At 68.1% G+C, this 24,132-nt stretch carries 25 protein-coding genes; 11 read left to right on the forward strand and 14 right to left on the reverse strand.

Going from position 1 to position 24,132, the window contains the following annotated elements; translation table 11 throughout:
- Nucleotides 1–14 precede the first annotated feature (14 nt).
- From AC5Y6X_RS17770 to AC5Y6X_RS17780, 3 genes are all read left to right on the forward strand, one after another.
- On the forward strand, nucleotides 15–416 hold the full coding sequence (locus AC5Y6X_RS17770) for a hypothetical protein (protein ID WP_499987982.1): 402 nt from the start codon (nucleotides 15–17) through the stop codon (nucleotides 414–416).
- 252 nt (nucleotides 417–668) lie between these two features.
- Entirely contained in the window at nucleotides 669–1,064 is a 396-nt protein-coding gene (locus AC5Y6X_RS17775) for a hypothetical protein (protein WP_499987983.1), read from the forward strand.
- A 3-nt stretch (nucleotides 1,065–1,067) separates the two neighbouring features.
- A complete protein-coding gene (locus AC5Y6X_RS17780) occupies nucleotides 1,068–1,307 on the forward strand; it encodes a hypothetical protein (protein WP_499987985.1) in 240 nt (79 codons plus the stop codon).
- A gap of 3 nt (nucleotides 1,308–1,310) precedes the next feature.
- On the opposite strand, the gene AC5Y6X_RS17785 is transcribed toward AC5Y6X_RS17780, so the two are convergent.
- Entirely contained in the window at nucleotides 1,311–1,976 is a 666-nt protein-coding gene (locus tag AC5Y6X_RS17785; protein ID WP_499987987.1) for a TetR/AcrR family transcriptional regulator, read from the reverse strand.
- 124 nt (nucleotides 1,977–2,100) lie between these two features.
- Here AC5Y6X_RS17785 and AC5Y6X_RS17790 point away from each other — a divergent pair, with 124 nt between their 5' ends.
- Entirely contained in the window at nucleotides 2,101–3,405 is a 1,305-nt protein-coding gene (locus tag AC5Y6X_RS17790) for a cytochrome P450 (RefSeq protein WP_499987989.1), read from the forward strand.
- Here the strand turns inward: AC5Y6X_RS17790 and AC5Y6X_RS17795 are convergent.
- A complete protein-coding gene (locus AC5Y6X_RS17795) occupies nucleotides 3,402–4,025 on the reverse strand; it encodes a cutinase family protein (protein WP_499988389.1) in 624 nt (207 codons plus the stop codon). The two genes, AC5Y6X_RS17790 and AC5Y6X_RS17795, sit on opposite strands and share 4 nt — an antisense overlap.
- Nucleotides 4,026–4,142: 117 nt before the next feature.
- Between AC5Y6X_RS17795 and AC5Y6X_RS17800 the strand changes: the two genes are divergently transcribed.
- Complete coding sequence (locus AC5Y6X_RS17800; RefSeq protein ID WP_499987991.1) at nucleotides 4,143–4,790, forward strand: class I SAM-dependent methyltransferase; 648 nt, start codon at nucleotides 4,143–4,145, stop codon at nucleotides 4,788–4,790.
- On the opposite strand, the gene mmpH is transcribed toward AC5Y6X_RS17800, so the two are convergent.
- The 3 genes from mmpH to manT are packed head-to-tail and all read right to left on the reverse strand — an operon-like array spanning nucleotide 4,777 to nucleotide 7,815.
- Nucleotides 4,777–5,847, reverse strand: coding sequence for an MMP endo-(1,4)-3-O-methyl-alpha-D-mannosidase (gene mmpH / locus AC5Y6X_RS17805; protein WP_499987993.1), 1,071 nt, complete (start codon nucleotides 5,845–5,847; stop codon nucleotides 4,777–4,779). The genes AC5Y6X_RS17800 and mmpH overlap by 14 nt on opposite strands.
- Complete coding sequence (locus tag AC5Y6X_RS17810) at nucleotides 5,834–6,592, reverse strand: class I SAM-dependent methyltransferase (RefSeq protein ID WP_499987995.1); 759 nt, start codon at nucleotides 6,590–6,592, stop codon at nucleotides 5,834–5,836. The genes mmpH and AC5Y6X_RS17810 overlap by 14 nt, the downstream gene beginning before the upstream one ends.
- A complete protein-coding gene (manT, locus tag AC5Y6X_RS17815; protein ID WP_499987998.1) occupies nucleotides 6,586–7,815 on the reverse strand; it encodes an MMP alpha-(1->4)-mannosyltransferase in 1,230 nt (409 codons plus the stop codon). The genes AC5Y6X_RS17810 and manT overlap by 7 nt, the downstream gene beginning before the upstream one ends.
- 173 nt (nucleotides 7,816–7,988) lie before the next feature.
- On the opposite strand from manT, the gene AC5Y6X_RS17820 reads away from it, so the two are divergent.
- Nucleotides 7,989–8,789: a DUF1906 domain-containing protein gene (locus tag AC5Y6X_RS17820; protein WP_499988000.1), complete on the forward strand. Its 801-nt coding sequence runs from the start codon at nucleotides 7,989–7,991 to the stop codon at nucleotides 8,787–8,789.
- A 141-nt stretch (nucleotides 8,790–8,930) separates the two neighbouring features.
- Here the strand turns inward: AC5Y6X_RS17820 and katG are convergent, their stop codons facing one another.
- From katG to AC5Y6X_RS17835, 3 genes are all read right to left on the reverse strand, one after another.
- A complete protein-coding gene (katG, locus tag AC5Y6X_RS17825) occupies nucleotides 8,931–11,174 on the reverse strand; it encodes a catalase/peroxidase HPI (RefSeq protein ID WP_499988002.1) in 2,244 nt (747 codons plus the stop codon).
- 49 nt (nucleotides 11,175–11,223) lie between these two features.
- The gene (locus AC5Y6X_RS17830; protein WP_324676996.1) at nucleotides 11,224–11,664 is read right to left on the reverse strand and encodes a Fur family transcriptional regulator; all 441 of its coding nucleotides are present in this window, start codon (nucleotides 11,662–11,664) and stop codon (nucleotides 11,224–11,226) included.
- Nucleotides 11,665–11,731: 67 nt separating this feature from the next.
- Nucleotides 11,732–12,979: a L,D-transpeptidase gene (locus AC5Y6X_RS17835; protein WP_499988004.1), complete on the reverse strand. Its 1,248-nt coding sequence runs from the start codon at nucleotides 12,977–12,979 to the stop codon at nucleotides 11,732–11,734.
- A gap of 117 nt (nucleotides 12,980–13,096) precedes the next feature.
- Here AC5Y6X_RS17835 and AC5Y6X_RS17840 point away from each other — a divergent pair, with 117 nt between their 5' ends.
- A complete protein-coding gene (locus AC5Y6X_RS17840; protein WP_499988007.1) occupies nucleotides 13,097–14,608 on the forward strand; it encodes an FAD-dependent oxidoreductase in 1,512 nt (503 codons plus the stop codon).
- A gap of 20 nt (nucleotides 14,609–14,628) precedes the next feature.
- Here the strand turns inward: AC5Y6X_RS17840 and AC5Y6X_RS17845 are convergent, their stop codons facing one another.
- Both AC5Y6X_RS17845 and AC5Y6X_RS17850 read right to left on the reverse strand, forming a co-directional pair.
- Nucleotides 14,629–15,672: a class I SAM-dependent methyltransferase gene (locus AC5Y6X_RS17845; RefSeq protein WP_499988008.1), complete on the reverse strand. Its 1,044-nt coding sequence runs from the start codon at nucleotides 15,670–15,672 to the stop codon at nucleotides 14,629–14,631.
- 65 nt (nucleotides 15,673–15,737) lie between these two features.
- A complete protein-coding gene (locus AC5Y6X_RS17850; RefSeq protein ID WP_499988009.1) occupies nucleotides 15,738–16,922 on the reverse strand; it encodes a glycosyltransferase in 1,185 nt (394 codons plus the stop codon).
- A 129-nt stretch (nucleotides 16,923–17,051) separates the two neighbouring features.
- Here AC5Y6X_RS17850 and AC5Y6X_RS17855 point away from each other — a divergent pair, with 129 nt between their 5' ends.
- Together AC5Y6X_RS17855 and AC5Y6X_RS17860 are read left to right on the forward strand one after the other, a co-directional pair.
- Nucleotides 17,052–17,867, forward strand: coding sequence for an MOSC domain-containing protein (locus AC5Y6X_RS17855; RefSeq protein WP_499988011.1), 816 nt, complete (start codon nucleotides 17,052–17,054; stop codon nucleotides 17,865–17,867).
- Between the two features lie 49 nt (nucleotides 17,868–17,916).
- The gene (locus AC5Y6X_RS17860; protein ID WP_499988391.1) at nucleotides 17,917–18,177 is read left to right on the forward strand and encodes a DUF732 domain-containing protein; all 261 of its coding nucleotides are present in this window, start codon (nucleotides 17,917–17,919) and stop codon (nucleotides 18,175–18,177) included.
- 24 nt (nucleotides 18,178–18,201) lie between these two features.
- Here AC5Y6X_RS17860 and AC5Y6X_RS17865 read toward each other — a convergent pair whose 3' ends face one another.
- Genes AC5Y6X_RS17865 through AC5Y6X_RS17880 form a run of 4 tightly spaced genes read right to left on the reverse strand, consistent with a single transcriptional unit; the run spans nucleotide 18,202 to nucleotide 21,127 of the window.
- Nucleotides 18,202–19,200 carry a D-2-hydroxyacid dehydrogenase family protein gene (locus AC5Y6X_RS17865; RefSeq protein ID WP_499988392.1) on the reverse strand — a complete coding sequence of 333 codons (999 nt, stop codon included), beginning with the start codon at nucleotides 19,198–19,200 and terminating at the stop codon, nucleotides 18,202–18,204.
- A gap of 11 nt (nucleotides 19,201–19,211) precedes the next feature.
- A complete protein-coding gene (locus AC5Y6X_RS17870; protein ID WP_499988012.1) occupies nucleotides 19,212–19,760 on the reverse strand; it encodes a thioredoxin family protein in 549 nt (182 codons plus the stop codon).
- A gap of 35 nt (nucleotides 19,761–19,795) precedes the next feature.
- A complete protein-coding gene (locus AC5Y6X_RS17875) occupies nucleotides 19,796–20,455 on the reverse strand; it encodes a DUF1345 domain-containing protein (protein ID WP_499988014.1) in 660 nt (219 codons plus the stop codon).
- Between the two features lie 12 nt (nucleotides 20,456–20,467).
- On the reverse strand, nucleotides 20,468–21,127 hold the full coding sequence (locus AC5Y6X_RS17880; protein WP_499988016.1) for a cutinase family protein: 660 nt from the start codon (nucleotides 21,125–21,127) through the stop codon (nucleotides 20,468–20,470).
- A gap of 96 nt (nucleotides 21,128–21,223) precedes the next feature.
- Here AC5Y6X_RS17880 and zwf point away from each other — a divergent pair, with 96 nt between their 5' ends.
- Nucleotides 21,224–22,723, forward strand: a complete 1,500-nt coding sequence (gene zwf / locus AC5Y6X_RS17885) for a glucose-6-phosphate dehydrogenase (RefSeq protein WP_499988018.1) — start codon at nucleotides 21,224–21,226, stop codon at nucleotides 22,721–22,723.
- Nucleotides 22,724–22,888: 165 nt separating this feature from the next.
- Nucleotides 22,889–24,124: an osmoprotectant NAGGN system M42 family peptidase gene (locus tag AC5Y6X_RS17890; RefSeq protein WP_324677016.1), complete on the forward strand. Its 1,236-nt coding sequence runs from the start codon at nucleotides 22,889–22,891 to the stop codon at nucleotides 24,122–24,124.
- Nucleotides 24,125–24,132 lie beyond the last annotated feature (8 nt).

Here is a 24,132-nt window from a genome sequence, read left to right on the forward strand (position 1 = left end):
ACAGGAATTTGTCGGTGGCCGTCGCTACCCTTTGGATCGCCGTCGACCCAAAAGGGACGACGGCACAGTGGTGGCCCGGGATTTACCACGAATTCACGGCCAATTCTCATGATCGCTGTTGGTTTGGTCTCAGGATTGGCTGGGCATTCTTGGATCACGACCCGATAACCACCGGCTTTTGCAGCGAGTTGCTCTGGGAGGAGTTGACGATCGTGGCGAATGCATCAGGCGCGACGGTTATTTTCCTGCACTCACATCCGGCTTGGGTCGCGGCCCAGCAGCGCGCCCGACAGCGCAGCGAATCGATGCGCCGCCACCCGTCATCCCTGGCCCGGCGCCGCGCCGCCGCGGGGGAGCACGTCGCCCCTGTCGTCCGCAACTTCAAGGTCTACTCCGGCACCGACACACCGGCCTGAAAACGCTTGCGCGCGCACCGCGGCCGGCGAATCGGGCCCCGCGAATTGGGCTGTGCCGCAGCGTAATATGCGCAATAGCTGAGCCGAATTATTACCACCGTTATTGGTGAAATTCCGCGTCGCGCTATTCGCCCGGCCGGACCGGCCGTTTACATCCGCCCGATGACCTACTACTGTCTGTAGTAGTCGATGGTTGGGAGGACAAAGATGTCCAACGACTCGGATTCACCGACAGCCCGTAGTCCGCTGGCCGTGGCGGTGCTGGTGTTCACCGCGGCTTTCGCGCTCCACGGACTGGACCACCTTCGGCGGGGAATGGCGGCATCTCCGCCGGCGATCATGGCCGGCGGGATGATCCAGGGAGTTTTCGTGGTTGTCGCTGTCGTGCTGATCCTGCGGCACCACCGATGGGCTTCCGAGGCGGCGATCGCCGTCGGTTTCGGCAGCGCGGCGCTGTTTGCGTATGCGCATCTGCTGCCCACGTTTCTCCCGGGCTTGCAGGACAGCTTCACCTCCGGGCCACGCATCAACGTCACATGGTTCTCGTGGCTCACGGCCGTCGCCGAGATCGGGACGGGGCTGGTGCTGGGCTACGCGGGCTTGCGGGCGCGGCGACGCAACGAATCACCTTGCACGACAGGGCCATAGCGCATGCTGCACATCAGCGAATACGTCGGCATCATCGTCTCCGCGCCGCAAACGCACCGAACGAGGGCGCTTGCGAACCCGGCGCAGCCCCATGGCGCGCTCCTGCGTGAGCTGGAGCGCTACATCGAGGCCCACAATCCCGGCGTGACGGGCGTCAGCGTGGTCGGCGCGACGGACACCGGCCAGCCCGACAGGAGGCAGAGGCCGGTTCGCCACTGGTACCACGTCGAGTACGAAGCGTGAGGATCAGCGGGGTCCGGTGATCATCGGCAGCAGGTATTGGCGCACGAACGCGCGCGTGTCGTCGATCGTGGCCAGGTTGATGCCGGTGTGCTGGGTGACGATGAAGGACAGCGTCAAGCGGGTGTGCAGCTCGGCGACCGAGCGCAGGTGTCGCTCCTGCTCGGGCGTGGTGGCGGCGTCGCCGTAGATCTCGGCCCTCAGTTCGGCCGCCGACTGCTCGGTGGCGAAGTCGAGGATGGGCCCGGCGTCGGTGGTCAGGCTCGGCAGGATGGTCTCCGGCTCGGTGCGCAGCAACTTCTTGAGCAGGCCGTGCTCCCGCAGGAACGTCACGGTGAAAACGGTCCCGTAGACCAGTCGGTCTTCCAGCGTGGTGGCATGCGAGCAGGCCCGCGCGTGACCGTCGAAGTAGCGGCGGGCCTCGGCGAGGACGACGGCGTCGATGAGGGCGCCCTTGGTGGGGAACCGGCGGTAGAGGGTCGCGCGGCCGACCCCGCTGCGGCGAGCGACGTCCTCCATCGTGATGCGCCGCATTCCGACGAGTTCGGCCTGCTCGAGCGTGGCGGCCAGGATGCGGGTGGTGATGTCGTCGGGGTCGCGCAGCTGGGCGAGCACGGCGGGCTCGGGCGCGGCGAGGCGCCGCACAAACTCCGCCGTTCGACTCGCGGTCACGTGATTGCTCCTTGCTCGCTCATCCGGGTCGCCGTATCGTAGCGATTGATACGTGCGAGACATTTTACGTCTGCTTGTCTCGCAACCGCTAGCGTAGCGAGGTTGCTGCTGGTAGGGGGCCGCAATGGGCGTTCGTATGTGGGTTCGGTGGGCGGCCATGCACGGCGTGGCCCGGGCGTTCATGAAGGTTCAGGCGCTGCGCGGCGACCCGTTGGCCCGCTTGATCGCCGGCCACGGTCGCGCCGTCGATCCCTATCCGCTGATGGAGCAGATCCGGGCGCGCGGACCGCTGACGCGGACTCCGTTCACCTGGATCAGCGTGGACCACGGCGTCTGCCGGGACGTGTTGCGCGACAAGCGTTTCGGCGTGACGGCGCCGTCCACCATGGACCTGCCGCGCCCGCTGCGGACTCTCATCGCCCGCACCGACGACAAGGGGGTGGCCAATCCGGTCGAACCGCCCGCCATGGTCGTCGTCGACCCTCCCGAGCACACCCGCTATCGGCAGCTGGTGGCGCAGAGCTTCACACCGCGGGCGATCGACCGGCTCAGCGCCCGCGTCGTGGAGCTGACCGACCGGCTGATCGGTCGCCTTGCGGACACACCCCATCCGGACCTGATCGCCGACTTCGCGTCCCAACTGCCGGTGGCCATCATCGCCGAGATCCTCGACCTGGCCCCCGACACCCACCCGTGGATGCTGCAGTGGGGACACAGCGGAGCGCCGCTGCTGGACATCGGGATCGGCTGGCGCACCTACCGGCAGGCCATCGACAGCCTGCGCGGCGCCGATCACGAGCTGCGTGAGCGCTTCCACGAACTGCGCTCCGGCGAGCCGGGGGACAACCCGTTCAGTCGGCTGGCTGCCCATGGCGCGCTGAGCGACCACGAATTCACCGCCAACGCCGCCCTTCTCATCGGCGCGGGCTTCGAGACGACCGTCAACCTGATCGGCAACGGCGTCGTGCTGCTGTTGCAACACCCCGACCAATTGGCCCGGCTGCGCGACGACCCCGAGCTGTGGCCGAGCGCCGTGGAGGAGATCCTCCGGCTCGACAGCCCGGTCCAGATGACCGCGCGCACCGCGCTATGCGACCTCGACCTGGCGGGCCGGCGCATCGCCGCCGGCGACATGGTCAGCCTGCTGCTCGGTGGCGCCAATCGCGACCCGGCCGTCTTCCCCGATCCGGACCGTTTCGACGTCGCTCGGCCGAATACCCGCGACCATCTGGCCTTCGCGTCGGGGATCCACGCCTGCCTGGGCGCCGCCCTGGCTCGCGTCGAGGCGACCACCGCGCTGCGCGCGCTGTTCCAGACGTATCCCAACCTGCAGCTGAGCGGCCCACCGCAACGGCGCGGGCTGGTCAACCTCCGCGGATTCGCCCGGCTGCCCGTCACGCTCGGCTCCGGGAAGGTCGTGTCCGTCTAGAGCTTGCCCACGACGAAGTCGGCGGCCTGGTTGGCCATGCCCGCGTCGATGTAGGCACTCGCGAGATGTGCCGGCCAGTTCTGCTTCCAGGTATTCGGGTCCGCGGGGTTGCACACGGGATCGGCGCCGTGGCACAGCTCGATGGTCCGGTCGTTGTAGATCGGATTGAAGTTGGTGATCGGGCCCACCCACTGGCTTCCGTTGCCGAACAAGGCGATCGCCGCGATGTGCTGGTCGGCCCCCGGCGGCAGGGGGCTGTTGAAACCGAACGCGGAGATCGGCGCGGCGAGGACCACATCGGTGACCGCCGCGCCCAGCGAGTAGCCGCCCAGCACCAGCCGGGTGTTCGGGCAGCTGTTGACCATGTCCTGGATGTGGCGGCTCATGTCGTTGGCGCCGACGTCGACCTCGGTGTCGGCGGGGTACCGCACGGCGTAGGTGCCGATGGTTTTGTTGCCGGCCTTGGATTGGACCGCGTTGATGAACGCGCTGCCGAGCGCGCCGGGTCCCGGCGACTCGTTTCGGCCGCGGGCGAAGACGATTTGCACCTGGGGACAGTTCGCCGCGGCGGCCGGCCCGGCGGCCAACGGCAACGCGCTGGCGATCGTGGCCGTGACCAGGCCGGCACCAACGAATTTACGGACAAGCGAGGCGAGCACAGCATGATATTAAAGCGATCTCGGCCCGGCCGCTGGGTAGTCGAAAACGGCCGAAACGAACAACGATAGGTTCGGTGCATGAGTGACGTGGCCGCCGACGCGCCCGAGCGTCTGTTCGCGCTGGCCGAGCAGGTGCCGGGTTTCATGCCCGCCGACGAGGGGCGCGCGCTGTACCAGGCCGCGCTGCGCTACCTCGACGGCGGCGTCGGCGTCGAGATCGGTACCTACTGCGGCAAATCCACCCTGATGCTCGGCGCGGCGGCGCAACAAACCGCCAGTGTGCTCTGCACGATCGATCATCACCACGGCTCCGAGGAGCACCAGCCCGGCTGGGAATTCCACGACGCCTCGATGGTCGACGACGTCACCGGACTGTTCGACACGTTGCCGACGTTTCGTCGCACCCTCGACGCCGCGGGGCTGGACGACCACGTGGTGGCCATCGTCGGCAGGTCACCGGTCGTGGCGCGGGCGTGGAGCACGCCGCTGCAGTTCCTTTTCATCGACGGCGGCCACTCCGAGGCCGCCGCCACGCAGGACTTCGAAGGGTGGGCGAGGTGGGTGACCGTGGGCGGCGCGCTGGTCATCCATGACGTGTTCCCCGATCCAAAGGACGGCGGGCGGCCGCCATACTACATCTATTGCCGCGCAATCGATTCCGGGCAGTTCCGCGAGGTGTCGGTCACCGGATCGCTGCGGGTGCTCGAACGCGTCAGCGGCCCGTAGCCACGCATTCGCAGTCGAAGTCGGTCTGCAGGCCCATCGGCAGCTCGTCGCCGCGGAAGATGCCCGCGCCCGGCGTGGTGTTGGACAGCGCGTCGGCCGCCAGGATCATCGCCGCACCGGTCCAGGTGGTGCGCTCCTCGGGCCAGCGTTTGCCGTCCGCGAACACCAAACCGGTCCAGTACGATCCGTCCTCCTCGCGCAGGTGATGCATCGCGGCGAATTGCTGGTGCGCGGACGACCGGTGGCCGATGGCGTCGAGGACCATCACCAGTTCGCACGTCTCCGCGCCGGTGACCCAGGGCCGGTCGTCCACGCAGCGAATGCCGAGGCCGCGGACCACAAAGTCGTCCCACCGCTGCCTGATTCGCGCGGCCGCCGCCGGGCCCCGCAGCGCGCCGCCGAGGATGGGGTAGTACCAGTCCATCGAATAGCGGTCCTTTTCGGTGAACGCCTCGGGATGCGCGACGAGCGCATGGCCCAGCCGGCCGAGCGCCAGCTCCCATTCGGGCTGCGGGTCCCCGACCAGCGCGGCGAGCGCCAGGGCGCATCGGATGCTATGGAACACGCTGGCGCAGCCGGTCATCAGCGCTTCGGGGAGGGGTCCGGATTCGCTTCGCGCCCAGCAGATCTCGCCGTAGCCGACCTGCAGGTCGATGACGAAATCGATCGCCTTTCGCACCGTGGGCCACATCGCCGCACCGAATGACTCGTCGCCGGTCACCAGCACGTGATGCCAGACCCCGGTGGCGATGTAGGCGCAGAAGTTGCTGTCGCTGTTGGCGTCCTCGACGGCCCCCGAGCGGAATTGGATGGGCCACGAGCCGTCCGGACGCTGGGTGCGACGGCTCCATTCGAACGCGGCCCGCGCCGGCTCCAGCTGACCGGCCGCGGTGAGCGCCATCGCGCATTCCATGTGATCCCACGGGTCCGTGTGGCCACCGTCGAACCACGGGATAGCGCCCGACGACTCCTGCGCCGCGGCGATGGAAAGCGCGGTCTGCCTGCATTGCCCGGCGGACAGGACGCCCGGAATCGCCGGCGGCTCAAACCGATGCAACTGAATACCTCGGGGTATCGCGGCTTTCGGCCGCCTGCTCCTTGGTGAAATACATCGCGACGCTCTTGCCGACGAGCGGATTGAGCAGCGACTCCGCCAGCTGCGTGATCTTCGGCCGGTGCATCAGGTCCCACACCAGCAGTTTGTGGTAGGCGGCGACCGCGGCATGGTCGGTATTCGACACGCCCACAGCGCATTTCAGCCACCAGAATGGCGAGTGCAGCGCGTGGGCATGATGCGCGTGCGTCAATCGCATTCCGCCACCGGCGATCTTGTCCCGCAGTCGGCTGGCCCGGTAGATGCGCACGTGACCGCCGTCGTTGCTGTGGTATTCCTCGGAAAGGAGCCAGCAGACCCGCTCGGGCAGCCATCTCGGGACGCTGACCACCAAGGTGCCGCCGACCTTGAGCACCCTGATCAATTCGGCGATGGCCGCGTCGTCTTCCGGTATGTGTTCCAGGATTTCGGACGCGATCACGCAGTCGAACGTCTCGTCCGCGTACGGCAGGCTCAGCGCGTCACCGGCGACCACGCTCGCCGACGCGGTGGCGGGAGCCTCGCCGGCCTCGGCCATCGCACGCAGGATCGTGTCCACCGAACGCAGCTCGGACTCGTCGCGGTCGAAGGCGACGACGTCGGCACCGCGCCGATACGCCTCGAACGCATGCCGGCCCGCGCCGCAGCCCACGTCGATGACCTTGGTCGACGGCCCGATGCCCAGCCGGTCGAAATCGACCGTCAGCATCGCGCGATCGCCTGCTCATAGACCCGCACCGTCTGGGCGGCCACGGCCTCCCAACTGAACACGTTGACGGCGCGCGCCCTGCCCGCCTTCCCCAGGCTGCGCCGCTTGTCCGGGGAGTCGAGCAGCTCGCCGAGCGCGCGCGTCAGCGCATCGACATCGGCCGGCGGCACCAACTCGGCGCAGGCGCCGTCAGTGCCCACGACCTCGGGCAGCGCGCCCACCCGGCTCGCGACGATCGGGGTGCCGCTCGCCATGGCCTCCACCGCCGGCAGCGAAAAGCCTTCGTAGAGCGAGGGAATGCAGGCGACCTCGGCCGACGCGAACAATGCGGCCAGCTCGCCGTCGGACAGGCCGCTGGTGATGTGGACGATGTCGGAGATGCCCAGTTCGGCGATGAGTTTGTGGGTGGGGCCGTTGGGTTCCACCCTGGCGACCAGCCGCAGCTCCAGGTCCCGGCGGGTGCGCAGCCGGGCGACCGCGTGCAGCAGGGTCCGCACGCCCTTGAGCGGGGTGTCGGCGCTGGCGATGGCGATGACCCGGCCGGGTGTCCGCGGCAGCGGCCCCGGCCTGAAGAGGTCGGTGTTCACGCCCAGGGGCACCACGTGCAGTTGGTCGGGCGAGACACCGAAGTCGGCGACGATGTCGGCCGCCGACGACGACGACACCGTCAACAGGTCCGGGATCCGGCGCGCCACCTGTTCCTGCATCGTGGAAAACCCATACCATCTGTGCACCAACGGTTTTCGCCACCACCGCGCGGCGGCGAGATCGAGCACCCGATCCCGGGTGATGGGGTGGTGCACCGTTGCCACCACCGGCAACCCGGCGTCCGCGATGGTGAGCAGCCCGGTTCCCAGGCTCTGGTTGTCGTGGACGACGTCGAAGTCGGCCGCGCGCTGAGCCAGCAGCCGCGCGACGCGAAGCGAGAACGTGCGCGGTTCGGGAAAGCCCGCGGTCCACACGGTGAGGAGCTCCAACAGGTCGATCGAGTCGCGAATCTCGCTCGGGCGCGGCACCCGGAACGGGTCGGGCTCGCGGTACAGGTCGAGGCTTGGCACCTTGGTCAATCGCACGCGCGGGTCGAGCAGCTCCGGATACGGCTGGCCGGAAAACACCTCGACGTCGTGACCGAGCTCGACCAGACCGTGGCTGAGGTGGCGCACGTAGACGCCCTGTCCGCCGCAATGGGTCTTACTGCGGTAGGACAGCAGGGCAATTCGCATACTCAACTCTTATCCGCTGGCCGAAGATCGCCGACGGGCACCCCCCGATCCACCGCCATCAACGCGCTCGCAAACACCGCGACGGCAAACTGGACATGTGTCCAGACTATAGTTCGATCAGCTAATTGATGCAACGCGGGACCGCCCCGACCTGGCTTTGTTACCATCGCGCGGTGCACGATTCGGCTGCGCCCGGCGGACGTGGCGCGCCCCGATCCGTTTCACGACGCGAAGCCCTCAGATTCGCGTCGGCGCTGCTCGGGCTCGGCGCAGTGGCCGGAAGTCCCGGCGCACAGCAGGCGGCCGCCGCCAACCTCACCCTGATCGATTTCGCGGAGCGCCGGATCGCGCCCGCCGAGATCAAAGCGGCGGGCTATGACGGGGTGGTCAACTATGTCTCCGAGGAGCGGCCGGGGGCGCACTTCGAGGCGAAACCAATCACCCGCGAATACGCGGACGCGCTGCGGGCCGCGGGCCTGCACATCGTCAGCAACTACCAGTACGGCAAGCCCGGCTGGCCGACGCCGTCGGACTACACCCGCGGGTACGACGGCGGGGTGGCGGACGCCCAGACGGCCTTGCGGCTGCACGGTGCGGCCGGGGGCCCGAATTCGGCGCCGATTTTCTTCAGCGTCGACGAAGACATCGATCCCAACACCTGGAATAGCGTTGCCGTCCAATGGTTTCGGGGAATCAACTCGGTTCTGGGCGTGGGCCGCACCGGCATCTACGGGCACGCCCGGGCGTGTGGCTGGGCGATCCGCGACGGCGTGATAGGGAACTCGAGCACGCCGGGGTTCAAGTGGGCATGGCAGACGAGGTCATGGTCGAACGGCGCGCGAGAGCCCGCGGCGGTGCTCTATCAGGCCGTGGTCAACAGCCCGTCGAGCCCGGGCCCGCTGCTGGGCGGCATCAACGTCGACGTCGACGACGTCCTCGCGACCGACTACGGGCAGTGGGACCTGGACCGCTGATTCCGCCTCGCGTCGAGCGTGGGGCTTATGGAGGAAATCCAACCCGACTCGGTGCATAGGCCCCACGCTCGACGCGCGCTGTAACCCCTAGACGACAACACCCCGCGGGCCGATGGACCCGCGAGGTGCCGTTCCCGGAAATTACTTGAGGTCGAACCGGTCGTTGTTCATGACCTTGACCCACGCCGCGACGAAGTCCTCCACGAACTTCCCCTGGGCGTCGTCCTGCGCGTAGACCTCGGACAGCGCGCGCAGCACCGAATTGGAGCCGAACACCAGATCGTTGGCGGTGGCCGTCCACTTGAGCTGCCCCGTGGAGCGGTCGCGCACCTCGTAGACGTTCTCGGCCGTCTCCGACGCCTTCCACTCGTTACCCATGTCGACCAGGTTGACGAAGAAGTCGTTGGTCAACGCGCCGGGCCGGTCGGTGAACACCCCGTGCTTGCTGCCGCCGTGATTGGCGCCCAGCGCGCGCAGGCCGCCGACGAGCACCGTCAGCTCCGGGGCCGTCACGCCCAGCAGGTACGCCCGCTCGACCAGCAGCTGCTCCAGCGGCGCCTTCTCGCCCGGACGGATGTAGTTGCGGAACCCGTCGGCCCGCGGCTCGAGCACCGCGAACGACTCCACATCCGTGTTCTCCTGCGACGCATCGGTGCGTCCCGGCGCGAAGTGCACCGAGATCTCGTAGCCGGCGTCCTTGGCCGCCTTCTCGACCGCCGCGGAACCGGCCAGCACGATCAGGTCGGCCAGCGAGATCTTCTTGCCGCCGGACGCCGACGCGTTGAAGTCCCGCTGGATGCCCTCCAGCACCGGCAGCACCTTGTCCAGCTCGGAGGGCTCGTTGCACTCCCAGCTGCGCTGCGGCTCGAGGCGCAGCCGCCCGCCATTGGCACCGCCGCGCTTGTCGGTGCGGCGGAAGCTGGACGCCGCCGACCATGCCGTCTTGACCAGCTGCTGAACCGTCAGGCCGGACTCCAGCACCTTCTTCTTCAGCGCCGCGACGTCCTTGTCGTCGACGAGCTCGTGGTCGACGTCCGGAACGGGGTCCTGCCACAGCTGGGGCTCGGCGACCCACGGCCCGAGGTAGCGGGTGATGGGCCCCATGTCGCGATGCAGCAGCTTGTACCAGGCCTTGGCGAACGCCTCGGCCAGCTCCTCGGGATGGTCCAGCCAGCGCCGGGTGATGTCGCGGTAGATCGGCGACTCGCGCATCGAGATGTCGGTCACCAGCATCGTCGGGGCGCGGCCCGGCCCGCCGAACGGGTCGGGGATGGTGCCCGCGCCGGCACCGTCCTTGGCCGTGAACTGCCAGGCATCGCCCGGGCTCTTGGTCAGCTCCCACTCGTAGCCGTACAGGGTCTCCAGGAAGGAGTTGTCCCACTTGGTCGGCGTGGGCGTCCAGACCACCTCGAGGCCGCTGGTGATGGCGTCCTTGCCCACTCCGGTGCCGTAGGAGCTCTTCCAGCCCAGCCCCTGCTGTTCGATCGGGGCGGCCTCCGGCTCGGGGCCGACCAGGTCGCCGCTGCCGGCGCCGTGCGTCTTGCCGAAGGTGTGACCGCCGACGATCAGGGCGGCGGTCTCCTCGTCGTTCATCGCCATCCGGCCGAACGTCTCGCGGATGTCGATCGCCGCGGCGATGGGGTCCGGCTTGCCCTCGGGCCCCTCCGGGTTCACATAGATCAGGCCCATGGTGGTCGCGCCGTAGGGCTGGGCGAGGTTCCGTTCACCGCCGCCGGAGTAGCGCTTGTCGGTGCCCAGCCATTCGTCCTCTTCGCCCCACAGCATCTCTTCGGGCCCCCAGACGTCTTCGCGGCCGAAGCCGAAGCCAAACGTCTTGAACCCCATCGACTCCAGCGCGCAGTTGCCGGCGAAGATGATCAGGTCGGCCCAGGAGATCTTGTTGCCGTACTTCTTCTTGACCGGCCACAGCAGCCGGCGGGCCTTGTCCAGGCTCACGTTGTCCGGCCAGCTGTTGATCGGGGCGAAGCGCTGCATGCCCTGGCCGCCGCCGCCGCGGCCGTCGTGGATGCGGTAGGTGCCCGCGGCATGCCAGCTCATCCGGATGAACAGGCCGCCGTAGTTGCCGTAGTCGGCGGGCCACCAGTCTTGCGAGGTGGTCATCACCGAGATCACGTCCGCCTTGAGCGCGTCGACGTCGAGCTTGGCGAACTCCGCGGCGTAGTCGAAGTCCTCGCCGAGCGGATTTTCCGCCGGCGGGTGCGGGTGCAGCAACGACACGTCGATCTGGTCGGGCCACCAGTCCCGGTTGGTCAGCGGGGCATGCGCTTTCGGCTTTGGTGAGGGGATTGCCGGGCTTTCGCTCTCGCTGGTGCTGGCCGTCTTGACCTGTGGCTGGGGTGGACGGCTATCGGATGTGGATGACACAGCATTCCTTTCGGGGGTGGGTGAATCGGGCTGCGATCACGGCTGTGATCTATGGACTTGCACTCGAGCAGTCGGGGCACAAGCCCCAATAGATGACTTCCGCCTCGTCGAGAACGAAGCCATCAAGGATGTTGTCGGCATCCGACGGGGTCAGGCACGGCGCCTCGCCGACCGCGCAGTCGATGTCGGCGATGACGCCGCAGGATCGGCACACGACGTGGTGGTGGTTGTCGCCGACGCGGGATTCGTAACGGGCGACCAACCCCAACGGCTGGATGCGCCGAACCAGACCCGCGGAGGTCAAGGCGTTGAGAACGTCGTAAACGGCTTGTCGGGAAACTTCCGGCAGCCCCAGCCGCACCGCCGAGAAGATCGTCTCGGTGTCGGCATGCGGGTGGGCGTGCACCGCCTCGAGCACGGCGACCCGGGGCCGTGTCACACGCAGATCGGCCATCCGCAGCTGTTCCGCGTAGTCCGCCGATGAGGACACCCTGCCAATATGGCCCCTTATCTGGAATCAGTCAAGACTTTCCCGGCGGCCCGGCGAAACGGGTGGCTCAGGACGGCGGCGCGAGGACGCTGCCGTGGCGCCATTGGTCCCAGCTGAGCGTCCAGTCGCCGTTTTGCGTCAGCTTCAATGGCGGTCCGCCGCTGTTGCGGACCTCGACCACGTCGCCGGGCACCGAGAAGTCGTAGAACCATTTTGCGTTGTCGCCGTTGAGGTTCAAGCATCCGTGCGAGGTGTCGGTGTGACCCTGGGCCCACACCGTCGCGTCGAGCTGGTGCAGATAAATGCCGTCGGTGCTGATCTTGGTGGCGTAGTTGATGGTCTCGCGGTATCCGAGGCGGGAATTCTGGGGCAACCCAAAGGTGGCGGAGTCCATCACGACGGGATTGCCCTTGTCGAGCACGGTGTAGATGCCCGGGGGAGTCCATAACGAAATTGTCTGCGAGCCAATGGTTTCCGTGCCGCCCATTCCCATCGACGTCGGCATCGTGCGGACCAGGGCCCCGTTGTCGAAGACGCTGACCATCTTGGTGGCGTCGTCGGCAATAGACACGTGCGCGTCGCCGATGCGGAATGACACCCGGCTGTCCTCTTGCCCGAACAGCCCGTTGCCCAGTGGGATTCCGTAGATCTTGGCTTCCGCGGTGACGGTGGTGCCCGGCGCGTAGTAATGCTCGGGTCGCCAGTGCGCGTTTTGGTTGTCGACCCACAGCCACGAGCCCTGCACCGGTGGGTTGGTGGTCACCCTGAGCTGTCGCTCGACGGCTGCCCGGTCGGCGATCTGCTCGTCGAAGTGGGCGACCACCACCGTCCCGACGCCGTAGGTGCCGCCCTCGCGCAGCGGGGCCTCCGACGTGGTGGTCAGCGACACCTTGGTCTGGTTGGACGGCTGCAGCGTCGAGAATGTCGACTCCCGGGTCGCCGCAACGCCATTCGGCCCGCGGCTGGAAAGCGTCAGCGTGTAGGTGCGCCCGTAGCCGAGCGGAACGCTGGGCTTCCAGACGGTGTTGTCCGGCGTCATGATCCCCTCGACCGGTTTGCCGGCGTCGTTGACCATGCGCACGTCGGTCAGCTTCCCGACGTCGGCCTTGACCATGACGGGCGCCAGCGGGTCGACGTCGCGCGCGCTGGGACCGGGCGTGATGGTCACCCGGGCCGCCTCCGACGAGACACCCGGACAGCCGCCGTCCGCGCACCGCGGCAACGACGCGAGCTGCACCGCGCCGGCCACGCCGACGACGACGAACACGGCCAGCAGGAATCGGCGGGCGAGCGAAGCGGTGTTCGTGGACGGCATGAAAGTTGGTGGGCCCTCGCGTTACGTCGAAATGTTTGCTCATCAAGTACCCCGGGGGCGTGCGCCCTGAAACCGATCCGCCGTTTCCCGACGCCGCCGCGGGGTACCAGCCCAGCCATGACTTCTTTGTGGTTCGCCGAACGAACCGAACAACCTTGGGCAGCAAGCCGGCTTGCCGACGGTCCGCGATCTGCCGACGTCATCGTGGTGGGCGCCGGGATCACCGGGCTGATGACCGCGGTCCTGCTGGCCCGCGCGGGCAAGGACGTGCTGGTCGTGGAGGCGCACACCGTCGGCTCCTGCGCCACCGGAAACACCACCGCGAAAATCAGCCTGCTGCAGGGCACCCACCTGTCGAAGGTGCTGCCCAGGCACGGCAAGGGTGTTGCGCGTGCCTATGTCGAGGGCAACCGGGAAGGCCGGGACTGGGTGCTCGAATACTGCGAGTCACACGGTGTGGCCGTGCAACGCGAAGACGCGTACACCTATGCCCAATCCGCCAGGGGCGTGCCGTCGGCGCGCCTGGAGCTGAAGGCCTGCCGGGCCGTCGGCCTGCCCGCGGTGTGGGACGACGAGGCCGACGTGCCGTTTCCCTACCACGGCGGGGTGCGGCTGCCCGACCAGGCGCAGTTCGACCCGATGCCGTTCCTGGACTCGTTGGCCACGGAGCTGCTCAACCGGGGGGGACGACTGGTCGAGCACGCCCGCGTGCGGCGGGTGTCCAGCCGCGGCAACCGGGTGCGCGTGCACGTCGACGACGCCGCGCAGCCGGACGTCGAACTCGAGGCGGGGCAGCTGGTGCTTGCGACCGGGATCCCGATCCTGGACCGGGGCGGCTATTTCGCGCGGGTGAAGCCGAGCCGCTCCTACTGCCTGGCCTTCAAGGTGCCGGGAAACATCACCCGGCCGATGATGATCTCCAGCGACTCGCCGACGCGCTCGGTGCGCTACGCGCCGGTCTCCGACGGGACTCGGTTGATCGTGGGCGGCGCCGGCCACACCGTCGGCCGCGAAAAGAGCCCGTCGGAGTCGCTGGCGGAACTGTCGTCGTGGGCGCGCAAGCATTACCCCGGTGCGGTGCAGACCCATTTCTGGTCGGCGCAGGACTACACGCCCGTCGACCATCTGCCGTACGTGGGCCCCATCCTGCCCAACAACGAAAGCATCTTCGTCGCAACGGGTTTCAACAAATGGGGCATGACTAACGGCCCCGCCGCGGCGTTGGCGTTGTCCAGCCGAATCCTGGGCGGCCGGATGGACTGGGCCGGCGCGTTCGCCAGCTGGAGCCCCCACGAGCTGTCGGGCCTGCTGACCGCCATGGCGGCCAACCTCGAGGTCGGCTTCAACTTGACCAAGGGCTGGATCACCCCGGCGATACGCACCGGCCGGCGCAGCCCCATCGACGGCGAGGGCGGCGTGGTGAGCGGGCTCCCGTGGAATCTCGAGGCCAGATGCCGGGTCGACGGCGCCGAGCACCGCGTCTCCCCGGTGTGCCCGCACCTCGGCGGGATCGTGAACTGGAACGACGCGGACCAGGCGTGGGAATGCCCGCTGCACGGGTCGCGGTTCGCGCCGGACGGCACGCTGCTGGAGGGTCCGGCCACCCGTGATCTGACCGCCTCGCGCTGAGCGATCCCTCGGCGCGTGGCTCAGCCCCGCTTCTGGTAGACGAGCCAGCGCAACTCGATGGGTGACTCGTCGCGCTCCACGTCGAACACGTCCAGGCCATGGGCCCAGCCCTCGAACCAGGCGGTGGGCGGCCAGGCGCTTGCCGGCAGATGGGTTTTCTCGTACTCGTAGGCGAAGTCGTCGGCCACGAGCACGAGTGAAAGCTCGGCCGCCGCCCCCGCGAGCTCGTCGCGGGTGAAGATGGTGCTGTTGCACTGCTGTGCGAATTCCCGCGCGGCGTCATCCGGCGTGTAGCCCTCGCGCGCCAGGAAAGCGTTGAACACCAGGCGTCCTCCGGGGGCCAGGCAGTCGGCGGCGAGCTCGAACATGCCGCGCAGCTCCCGCGTCGTCCGGAAGTCGGGCACCAACTCCGAGGCCACGATGAGCTGATACTCGTCGCGGACGCCCTCGACGGCGGTAAAGACGTCACTCTCGACCACGCGCACCGGAAGCGAATCCCGTTCTGCCTCCGAACGAATGATCTCGGCGAACTTCGCGGCCATCTCGATCGCGTCCACCGGGTGGCCGCGGCGGGCCAGCGCCAGGGCGTTGCGACCGGTCCCGGCGCCGATGTCGAGCACCCGGCTGGCAGCGGGATCCGTGGCCTCACCGGCCAGCGCCAACACCCGCGCATCGGCTTCCGTGCCGAACAGCGGACCTTCGCGGCTGGTCACCCAATGGTCGTATTCGACTGCGATCGTTGACACTTCGGCCTTGACGCGGTACTTCAACCCCGTCCCGAACGGCGTCTCGAATGAGATGACGATGTTCGAACGCGACGACGCCTTGAACGCCTTTTCCAACTCGTGCTGCAGCACCGCCCTGAGCCGGGCGGATTGCTCGGCCGTGTACGGTATGCCCAGGCTCGCAAAGAGGTTCTGGCACATCGTGAGGTACTCGTCGAGCAATCCCGGAACGGCCGGCAGCCTGATCTGACCCTCGGCCTCGGCGCGGCGATACAAGCGCCGGGCCATCGCTTCGCGCAGCACCGACGGATCGAAAGACCTTGGGGCGCGATCCTCCACCAGACCCTTCTACACGACCCGACCCGCTTTGCACCAGCGATGGATCGGCCGGGTTTGGCGGTCGGCTAGGCGCCGGAGCGGGCGGCGTCTTCGAGCAGATCGGCAGCCCTAGTTATGCTTTCGGCGGCCGTCGTCATTCGGGAGGCGACCTCGCGGGCCCGAGCGGCGCACTGCGGCGTCAGGATCGAACGCAGGTCCGCGACCAGTGATTCCTTGGTTGTAGCCGAAAACTGGTGGCCCGAGCCGACTTTCAGGTGTTCGACGGCGGCCGCCCAGAACGGCTGATCGAGCCATACCCAGAGGATCAAGGTGGGGACCCCGGCCCGCAGGCCCGCGGCCGTGGTGCCGGCACCCCCATGGTGGACGACCGCCCGGCAGGCCGGAAAGACGGCCGCGTGGTTGACCGCGTCCACCACCTTGACGTGGTCGAGATGCCCGATGCCGGTGAGGTCATTCGCCCCGCCACAAATCAACGCCCGCTCGCCCAACTGCGTGCAGGTCTCGCCGATCATGGCGACGGTGTCCGCCGGAGATGCGACGGGGGTGCCGCCAAAGCCGAAGTAGATGGGCGGCGTTCCGGCCGCGATCCACGCCGAGACCTCGTCGTCGGCAGCCGCCGGTAGTTCCAGCGTCAGCGCGCCGACGAAGGGCCGTCGCGTCCCCTTTTCCGCCCAGTCGGCTGCCACCGAGGGCAAGCAGAGCTCGTCGTAGGCCTGGATCTCCAGCGATCCACCGTCCGCGCGCGTTGCGGACTCGGTCGCCTCGGGCAGGCCGAGCGCACGGCGTTGGGCATCAGCAGCCTCTTTTGTGACGCCCGAGGACAGCCACCCGGATGGCAAAAGCCGCACCGGGAAGAAGTGCAGCGCGGCCAGCGGAATGCCGTGATACTCCGCGACGTTGGTGGCCAGCTCTTGTTCGTTCATTCCCGCCACTAACAGGTCAACCCCATCCGCCAGGGACGTCAGCGCCGCGCTCTTGTCCGCCCAGACCCGGCTGACCCGCTCGACGAGTTGGGGCAACGCCGTGATCAGATTGCCAACGCCACCAACGAAATCCATGGCCTCGTTCATCTGCTCTCGCGTGTCCGGCCCGTAGACGACGGCGGTGAGCCCCGCGGACTTCGCGAAGTCAAGCATGTTGGGCGGGACGGCCATGCGTACCTCGTTGCCCCGAAGCGCCAGCTCCCTACCGACGGTGACGCAGGGCTCGACATCACCCCGACTTCCATAGGCGGCCAGTGCGAATTTCATCGGCGGAACGGTACCGCTCGGCACCCGCGCCGCGTTGGCCGGCCGGGTTCTGGGACAGCCGCGGCGGCCGCATACTGGTCTTTGACAGTGTGCGGTGTCGCCGAGCGGGGATGTGTCGTGGAATACCAGATGCGGGTCGCGAGCTTGCGCCGCTACCCGGTGAAATCGATGCTCGGCGAGGTGGTGAGCAGCCTGTTCGTCGACGAGCGAGGCGCCGAAGGGGACCGGCGGCTGGCGCTTGTCGACGCGGTCACCGGGTACGTGGCCAGCGCCAAGAACGCCCGGCTCTGGCGCGGCCTGCTGAAGTGCACCGCGAACGGAAGCGCCGGGCGGGTGAACATCGGGCTGCCCGACGGGACGAGCGTCGCGGCCGATGACCCCGGCGTCGACGAGCTGCTGTCGCGGCTGCTGGGACGGACGGTCCGGCTGATCGGTCAACGACCGGACGGCGCAACGCTGGAACGCCCGGACCCGGAGAAGCTGCTCGAGCTCGGACTGGACGCCGACGTCGCCGGCCGCTTCGTCGAGATCGGCCAGGCGACCCCGGGCGACTCGTTCACCGACGATGCCCCGCTGCACGCGATCACCACGGCCACGCTCGAGCACATCGGCGTGGAGGCGCTGCGCTACCGGCCCAACCTGGTGATCGCGACCCCGCCGGGTTACCCGCCATACGCCGAACACGACTGGCTCGGGCGGGAATTGACCGTCGGCGAGGCCCGGCTGCGCGTCCTTGCGTCCACGTCTCGGTGCGTGGTGCCCACGCTCGAGCACGGCCCGCTCGCACGAGCTCCGCAGGCGCTTCGCACGCCCGCGGCCGAAAACCGTTTGCAGGCAGGCGGTTCCGGTGCGCAGCCCTGCGCGGGGGTCTACCTCGCGGTGGTCGGGGAGGGGGTCATCCGCGTCGGCGACCCGGTCACGCTGGATTTACACAAATTGCCCTAGAAAATAACAGCTTTCCCTATTTTTCACATTTGCGCCTCTTTGAACGCTCATACTTGAGCGTCCTCAACGCCCCGAAGAAAGGAAGCGGGTCAAATGCCCTCACCTCGCCACCCTCGGCTTTACCTGGCCGGCGGGGGACGACTCCGACATCGTCGCGATGGGTCACCAAATCTGCGCCGACCGCATGGCAGGCAAAACGCCGGACGCGATCGCCTCGGACATCCACTCCACTTTGGGCGCGAAAGGTATCTCGTTCGCGGATGTCACGTCCATGGTGAGCGCCGCGGAATCGACTTATTGCCCGGGCTAATCCGGCCGGCGAGCCGGATTTGCGTCAATTCGAAGTTCGCACCGCTTCTGGGTTGGCGATTCTGATCGGCGTCCCGTTCAACCAGGCGGCCACGGCTTCGACGGTGTCGGCGTAGAAGGCGCTCAGCATTTCGCGGGTGACATAGCCCAGGTGCGGAGACAATGTCACGTTCGGCAGCAGTCTCAATGGATGATCCGGGGGGAGCGGTTCGATGTCGTAGACGTCGAGGCCGGCTCCGGCGATGCGCCCGGTTCTGAGCGCGTCGATCAGGGCGGCCTCGTCCACGATCGGACCCCTGGACGTGTTGATCAGGTAGGCGTGGGGCCGAATCCGCGCCAACTCGGGCGCGGCCACCAGGCCCCGCGTGCGCTCCGAGAGCACCAGGTGGATGGAGACCACGTCGGACTGTTCGAACAGGGTCGCCTTGTCGACCCGGCGCGCGCCGACCGCCGCGGCGGCCTCATCGGTGAGGTTTTGGCTCCACGCGATGACTTGCATGCCAAAGGCTTTCGCGTATTCGGCCATGCGCGTGCCGACCCTGCCCAGGCCGAGGAGCCCAAGCGTCTTGCCGGACAGCGTCATACCGGTGGTGGTCTGCCACGCGCCCTCCCGCATGCGCCGATGCTCTTCCGCCAGGTTGCGCACCGTCGCGATCAGCAACCCCCACGCCAGTTCCGGAGTCGCATCGCGGACGGACCTGAATCGCGGGTGGGCGAAATCCGTGTGGGCGACCAGAATCCCGTGTTCGGTGGCCGCGGCCACGTCCAAGTTCGGCAGGGTCTTGCCGACGATGGTGATCAGCTTCAGGTTCGGCAGCCGCTCGATGAGGTTGCGCGGGAACGCCATCCGCTCGCGCAGGGTGCAAACCACATCGAATGGCCGCAATGCATCTGCGGCTTCCGCCTCGGAAAGGTGCCGCTCGAAGACGCTGACCTCGCATTGCTTCTGCACCTGCGACCAGTCGGCGAGCTGGAGGGCCACGCCCGCGTAGTCGTCCAGTATCGCCACCCGGTGGCCGCCCATGTGCGCCGGGTTCAGCGCCACTTGATGCCGCACCCGATCGACGGGCGCTGGTCCGGATCGACCGGCCGCCCGGCGAGCACGGCGTCGACCGCCGCCCGGACGTCGGCGGCCGTCACCGGCAGGTCGTTCCCCGGCCGCGAGTCGTCGAGCTGCCCGCGGTAGACGAGCCGGCGATCACCGTCGAAGACGAAGGTGTCCGGCGTGCACGCGGCGGAGAAGGCGCGGGCCACGTCCTGGGTCTCGTCGTAGAGGTACGGAAACGTCCAGCCGTGGCGGCGGGCCTCGGCGACCATCCGATCCGGCCCGTCCTGTGGGTAGCTGACGACGTCATTGCTGGAGATGCCGACCATCGCGACGCCCCGCTCGGCGAGGTCTCGCCCGAGCGCGGCGAGCCCGGCCGCGACGTGCTGGACGTACGGGCAGTGGTTGCAGATGAAGGTCACGACCAGCGCGGGACCCGTCAGGTCGTCGAGGCTGACCGTGGCGCCGGTCGCCGGGTCGGGCAGCGTGAACCGTGGCGCGGGGGTTCCGAGGGCGAGCATGGTGGACTCGATTGCCATTCCGCCAGGCTAACCGCCACGACGCACCGGACCGATCAGAGCTTGGAGCCCAGCCCCGCGATCAAGTTGATCGTGACCGCCAGGATCACTGCGCCGAGCAGGTAGGACAGCAGCGCGTGGCGCAACACCGTCGCCCTGATGGAGGTCAGCCCGATCTCGGTGTCCGACACCTGGAAGGTCATGCCGATGGTGAAGGCCACATACGCGAAGTCCCGAAAGCGGGGCGGCTCGGGGTCGTGGAAGTTGATCCCGCCGGGTTGGTCTGTGTAGTAGAGCCGCGCGTAGTGCACGGTGAACAGGGTGTGGACGGCGAACCAGGACGCCGCGACCGTCAGGACGCCCAGAACGGCGGCCGTGACGGCTCGAGCGCCGGTGTGCGTCCCGGCGGCCACCACATAGCCGACCCCGGCGACGCTCGCGACGCTGGCCGACAGGATGACCGCGTCGGCGACCCAGCGGGTGGGATCCTCCCGCGTCGCCCAGGTGCGGGTTTGCTCCGCATCCATCCCGAACAGGATGAGCTGCGTCCACGCCACGTACACCCCGGCCGTCACGACCCAGCCGACAAGCGCGAACCGCCAGCCGGCCGTGTTTCCGACCACGACGGCGACGGCGACGCCGAGCGCCACGGCCACCGACATCCGAACCGCGACGGTGTCGCGGAACAACTTGACCAGGGTCACTGCCGCAGCCACGGTGAGCAGTCGCTACGTGCGCGGACCCTGGTTGAGGTGATTGGCCGCGAATGTCGCGGCCTGGTTGGTCATCCCGGCGTCGATGTAGGACACGTGCGCCATGATGTTGCCGCCCCCGGAGCAGATGGGGTCGTCGGGCGCGCACAAGCTGATGGTCTTGCCGCCGTAGAGCGGGTTGATCGTCGGCAGCGGCTGACCGCCCCACAACATGGTGGAAAAGCCGCTGGACGGCTCGCCGAAGAGCGCGACCGCGGCGACGTGATCGGCGACCGACGCGGGCATCGCGTTGGTGGCCAGATCGATCACCGTCGAACCCTGGGAGTATCCGCCGAGCACGATTCTGCTGTTCGGGCAGCTGGCGACGGTGTCCTGGACGTGGGCGGCGGCGTCGTTGGCGCCGGCGTTCGCGCTGTTGTGGTAGTCGTCGTTCGCCGGGTAGTTGACCGCGTACGTCCCCACGGACCGCCCGCCGACCTGCGAGGTGAGCGAGTCGACGAAGGCCTGTCCGATGTTGCCGAGACCGGGCTCCTGATGGGTGCCGCGCGCGAAAACCACGGCGACGTCGGAGCATGGATCCGCGGAAGCGGCGGGACCGCCGAGGGGCGCAGCGAGCAGTGCCCACATCGTCGCGACGAGAACACCGCCAATGCGGGCAAAGCTGCGTGCAGTCATGCCCGAAATCCTGACATACGGCCGGCGGCCGCGGCGCGGGCGGATGGTCTGCCGCCGGTCGTGCACACGCGGCGCGGCGGTGGAAGTATCGCAGAGGTGGCCACCAAGAAACCGCAGACGATCTCGTACCCGGCGCCCGGCTCCCGCCCGCACCGCCACGGCGAGCAGCCGCTCGACCCCCATGTCATCGTCCTGTTCGGCGCGACGGGGGACCTGGCCAAGCGCAAGCTGCTGCCCGGCCTGGCCTACCTGGATCAGTCCGAGCTCGCGCCCGATATCCAGATCGTGGCGACGTCGCTGGAGGACTTCACCGACGACGAGTTCCGCGACCTGGCCAAGAACGCGATCGACTCGTTCGGCATGCATAAGCTCACCTCCGAAGAGTGGGCCAGCTTCGCAAAGATCGTCAGGTACGTCCCGCAATCGGCCGGGCCCGAAGCCCTCGCGGCCGCTGTCGCCGAAGCCGAGACGAACTTGGGCCAGAACGTGCGGCGGCTGCACTACCTGTCGGTCCCGCCGAAGGCTGCCCGCGACGTCATCATCATGCTGCGCGACGCCAAGCTCGTCGAGCGGTCCCGCGTCGTCATGGAGAAGCCGTTCGGCACCGACCTTGCCAGCGCGGTGTCGCTCAACGACTTCCTGCACGAAACATTCGAGGAATCCCAGATTTTCCGGATCGACCACTTCCTGGGCAAGGAGGCGGCCCAAAACATCTTGGCGTTCCGCTTCGCCAACGGTCTGTTCGAACCGATCTGGAACCGCAACTTCATCGACCACATCCAGATCGACATTCCCGAGGCCCTCGGTCTGGACCAGCGCGCCAACTTCTACGAAGCCACGGGCGCCTACAAGGACATGGTTGTGACGCACCTTTTCCAGGTGATGGCGTTCGTCGTGATGGAACCGCCGACGGCCCTCGAGCCGTATGCCATCAGCGAGGAGAAGAACAAGGTGTTCCGCTCCATGCTGCCGGTCAAGCCGTCGAACGTGGTGCGCGGCCAGTACAACGGGTACCGCCAAGAGGCCGGGGTGGCAAAGGATTCCGACACCGAGACGTTCATCGCGCTCAAGGTCGGCATCGACAACTGGCGCTGGGCCGGCGTGCCGGTCTATCTGCGCACCGGCAAGAAGATGGCCGAGGGCATCCGCATCATCTCGATCGCGTTCAAAGAGGCGCCCCGCACCATGTTCCCGCCCGGGTCGGGGGTGGGGACCCAGGGCCCGGATCACCTCACCTTCGATCTCGCCGACAACTCGAGGGTCTCGCTGTCGTTCTACGGGAAGCGACCGGGCCCCGGGATGAAGCTGGACAAGCTGTCCATGCAGTTTTCCTCGCAGGAGATCGAGACCGTCGTCGACGTGCTGGAGGCCTACGAACGGCTCATCCTCGACGCGATGCGGGGCGACCACACGCTGTTCAACACCGCCGAGGGCATCGAATCGTTGTGGGAGCGTTCGCAGGAACTGCTCGACGACCCGCCGCCGGCCAAGATGTACCAGCCCGGCACCTGGGGCCCCAACGCCATCCACCAGTTGATCGCGCCCAACGCGTGGCGGTTACCGTTCGAGCGGGGATGGCGCGAGTCCAAGCGCTAGCAATCCGCTTGCCGAGCGTCCCCAAAATGCCGGCTTGGACGGCGTGTCGGCGTACAAATGAGCGCGCTCGCGGGTCTTGGGGAGGCATTAGCGCCCGCCCGGCCTATATCGGCTGACCACGCGGTAGGTTGAACGCGATTCCGCACAACCGCGAAGGGAGACACCTTGCGCCAAACCGCGGCGATGGCCGAGGTCGACCGCGCGTGGATGGTCGACACGCTGCTCGCGCTGCTGCAGACCCCGAGCCCGTCGGGGCGAACGGACGCGGTGATGCAGCTGATCGGCGACATATTCGATGACTTCGGCGTCCCGTTCTCGCTGACCCGCCGGGGGGCGCTGACCGCCGAGCTCGCGGGGGAGTCGCCGACCACCGATCGTGCGCTGGTGGTTCACGCGGACACGATCGGGTGCATGGTGCGCAGGCTCAAGGACAACGGCCGACTCGAGGTGGTGCCGGTCGGCACCTTCTCGGCGCGGTTCGCCGCCGGCGCCCGCGTGCGGATCTTCCCCGACGACCCCGACGAATTCATCACGGGCACGGTCCTGCCGCTCAAGTCCAGCGGGCACGCGTTCGGCCATGAGATCGACACCCAGCCCACCGACTGGGACAACGTCGAGGTGCGCGTCGACCGCAGGGTGTCCTCGCGGGAGGACCTGGTCCGGCTCGGCCTGCAGGTCGGCGACTTCGTCGCGTTGATCACCAGCCCCGAGCTCACCGCCGACGGCTTCATCGTTTCCCGACACCTCGACGGGAAGGCCGGCATCGCGATCGCGCTGGCGCTGGCCAAGAACTTCTGCGAGAACAAGGTGGTGCTGCCGCACCGCACCATGATCATGGTCACCATCACCGAGGAGGTCGGCCACGGCGCCAGCCACGGCCTGCCCGCGGACGCCGCCGAGCTCATCTCGGTGGACAACGCGGTGTGTGCGCCCGGCCAGCAGTCCATCGAGGACGGCGTGACGATCCCGATGGCCGACATGCACGGCCCGTTCGACTACCACCTGACCCGAAAGCTCTGCCGGCTCGCGGAGGAGCGGGGCATACCGTACGCGCGGGATGTGTTCCGCTACTACCGTTCCGACGCCGCCGCCGCGATCGAGGCGGGTGCCGGCACCCGGGCCGCCCTGGTCGGCTTCGGCCTCGACGGCAGCCACGGCTGGGAGCGCACCCACATGGACTCGCTGGAGGCGACGTACAACCTGCTGCACGCCTGGCTGCAGACGCCGCTGACATTCGCCCAATGGGACGCCAAGCCGTCGGGCAAGCTGCGCGACTTCCCCTCGTCGAAGCAGCCGGCGCCGAGCGAGCAGTGGGTGCCTCTGTCCCGAGGCGAGCACGCCGACCCCGGCGAGCCGTCGCCCGGCTCGCCGTGGCCGCCCTCGCAAGGCCCCCAGAGCTGACGGACCAC

The sequence above is a fragment of the Mycobacterium sp. NGS26 genome (genome assembly GCF_059813025.1).

Bases quoted from the DNA above. Each gene is read 5' to 3' on its own strand.
- AC5Y6X_RS17850 (WP_499988009.1), bottom strand. From the start codon at position 16,922: ATGAAATTCGCACTGGCCGCCTATGGAAGTCGGGGTGATGTCGAGCCC.
- AC5Y6X_RS17870 (WP_499988012.1), bottom strand. From the start codon at position 19,760: ATGGCAATCGAGTCCACCATGCTCGCCCTCGGAACCCCCGCGCCACGG.
- AC5Y6X_RS17855 (WP_499988011.1), top strand. From the start codon at position 17,052: ATGCGGGTCGCGAGCTTGCGCCGCTACCCGGTGAAATCGATGCTCGGC.
- AC5Y6X_RS17865 (WP_499988392.1), bottom strand. From the start codon at position 19,200: ATGGGCGGCCACCGGGTGGCGATACTGGACGACTACGCGGGCGTGGCC.
- AC5Y6X_RS17835 (WP_499988004.1), bottom strand. From the start codon at position 12,979: ATGCCGTCCACGAACACCGCTTCGCTCGCCCGCCGATTCCTGCTGGCC.
- AC5Y6X_RS17780 (WP_499987985.1), top strand. From the start codon at position 1,068: ATGCTGCACATCAGCGAATACGTCGGCATCATCGTCTCCGCGCCGCAA.
- AC5Y6X_RS17880 (WP_499988016.1), bottom strand. From the start codon at position 21,127: ATGACTGCACGCAGCTTTGCCCGCATTGGCGGTGTTCTCGTCGCGACG.
- manT (WP_499987998.1), bottom strand. From the start codon at position 7,815: ATGCGAATTGCCCTGCTGTCCTACCGCAGTAAGACCCATTGCGGCGGA.
- AC5Y6X_RS17840 (WP_499988007.1), top strand. From the start codon at position 13,097: ATGACTTCTTTGTGGTTCGCCGAACGAACCGAACAACCTTGGGCAGCA.
- AC5Y6X_RS17790 (WP_499987989.1), top strand. From the start codon at position 2,101: ATGGGCGTTCGTATGTGGGTTCGGTGGGCGGCCATGCACGGCGTGGCC.
- AC5Y6X_RS17800 (WP_499987991.1), top strand. From the start codon at position 4,143: ATGAGTGACGTGGCCGCCGACGCGCCCGAGCGTCTGTTCGCGCTGGCC.
- AC5Y6X_RS17810 (WP_499987995.1), bottom strand. From the start codon at position 6,592: ATGCTGACGGTCGATTTCGACCGGCTGGGCATCGGGCCGTCGACCAAG.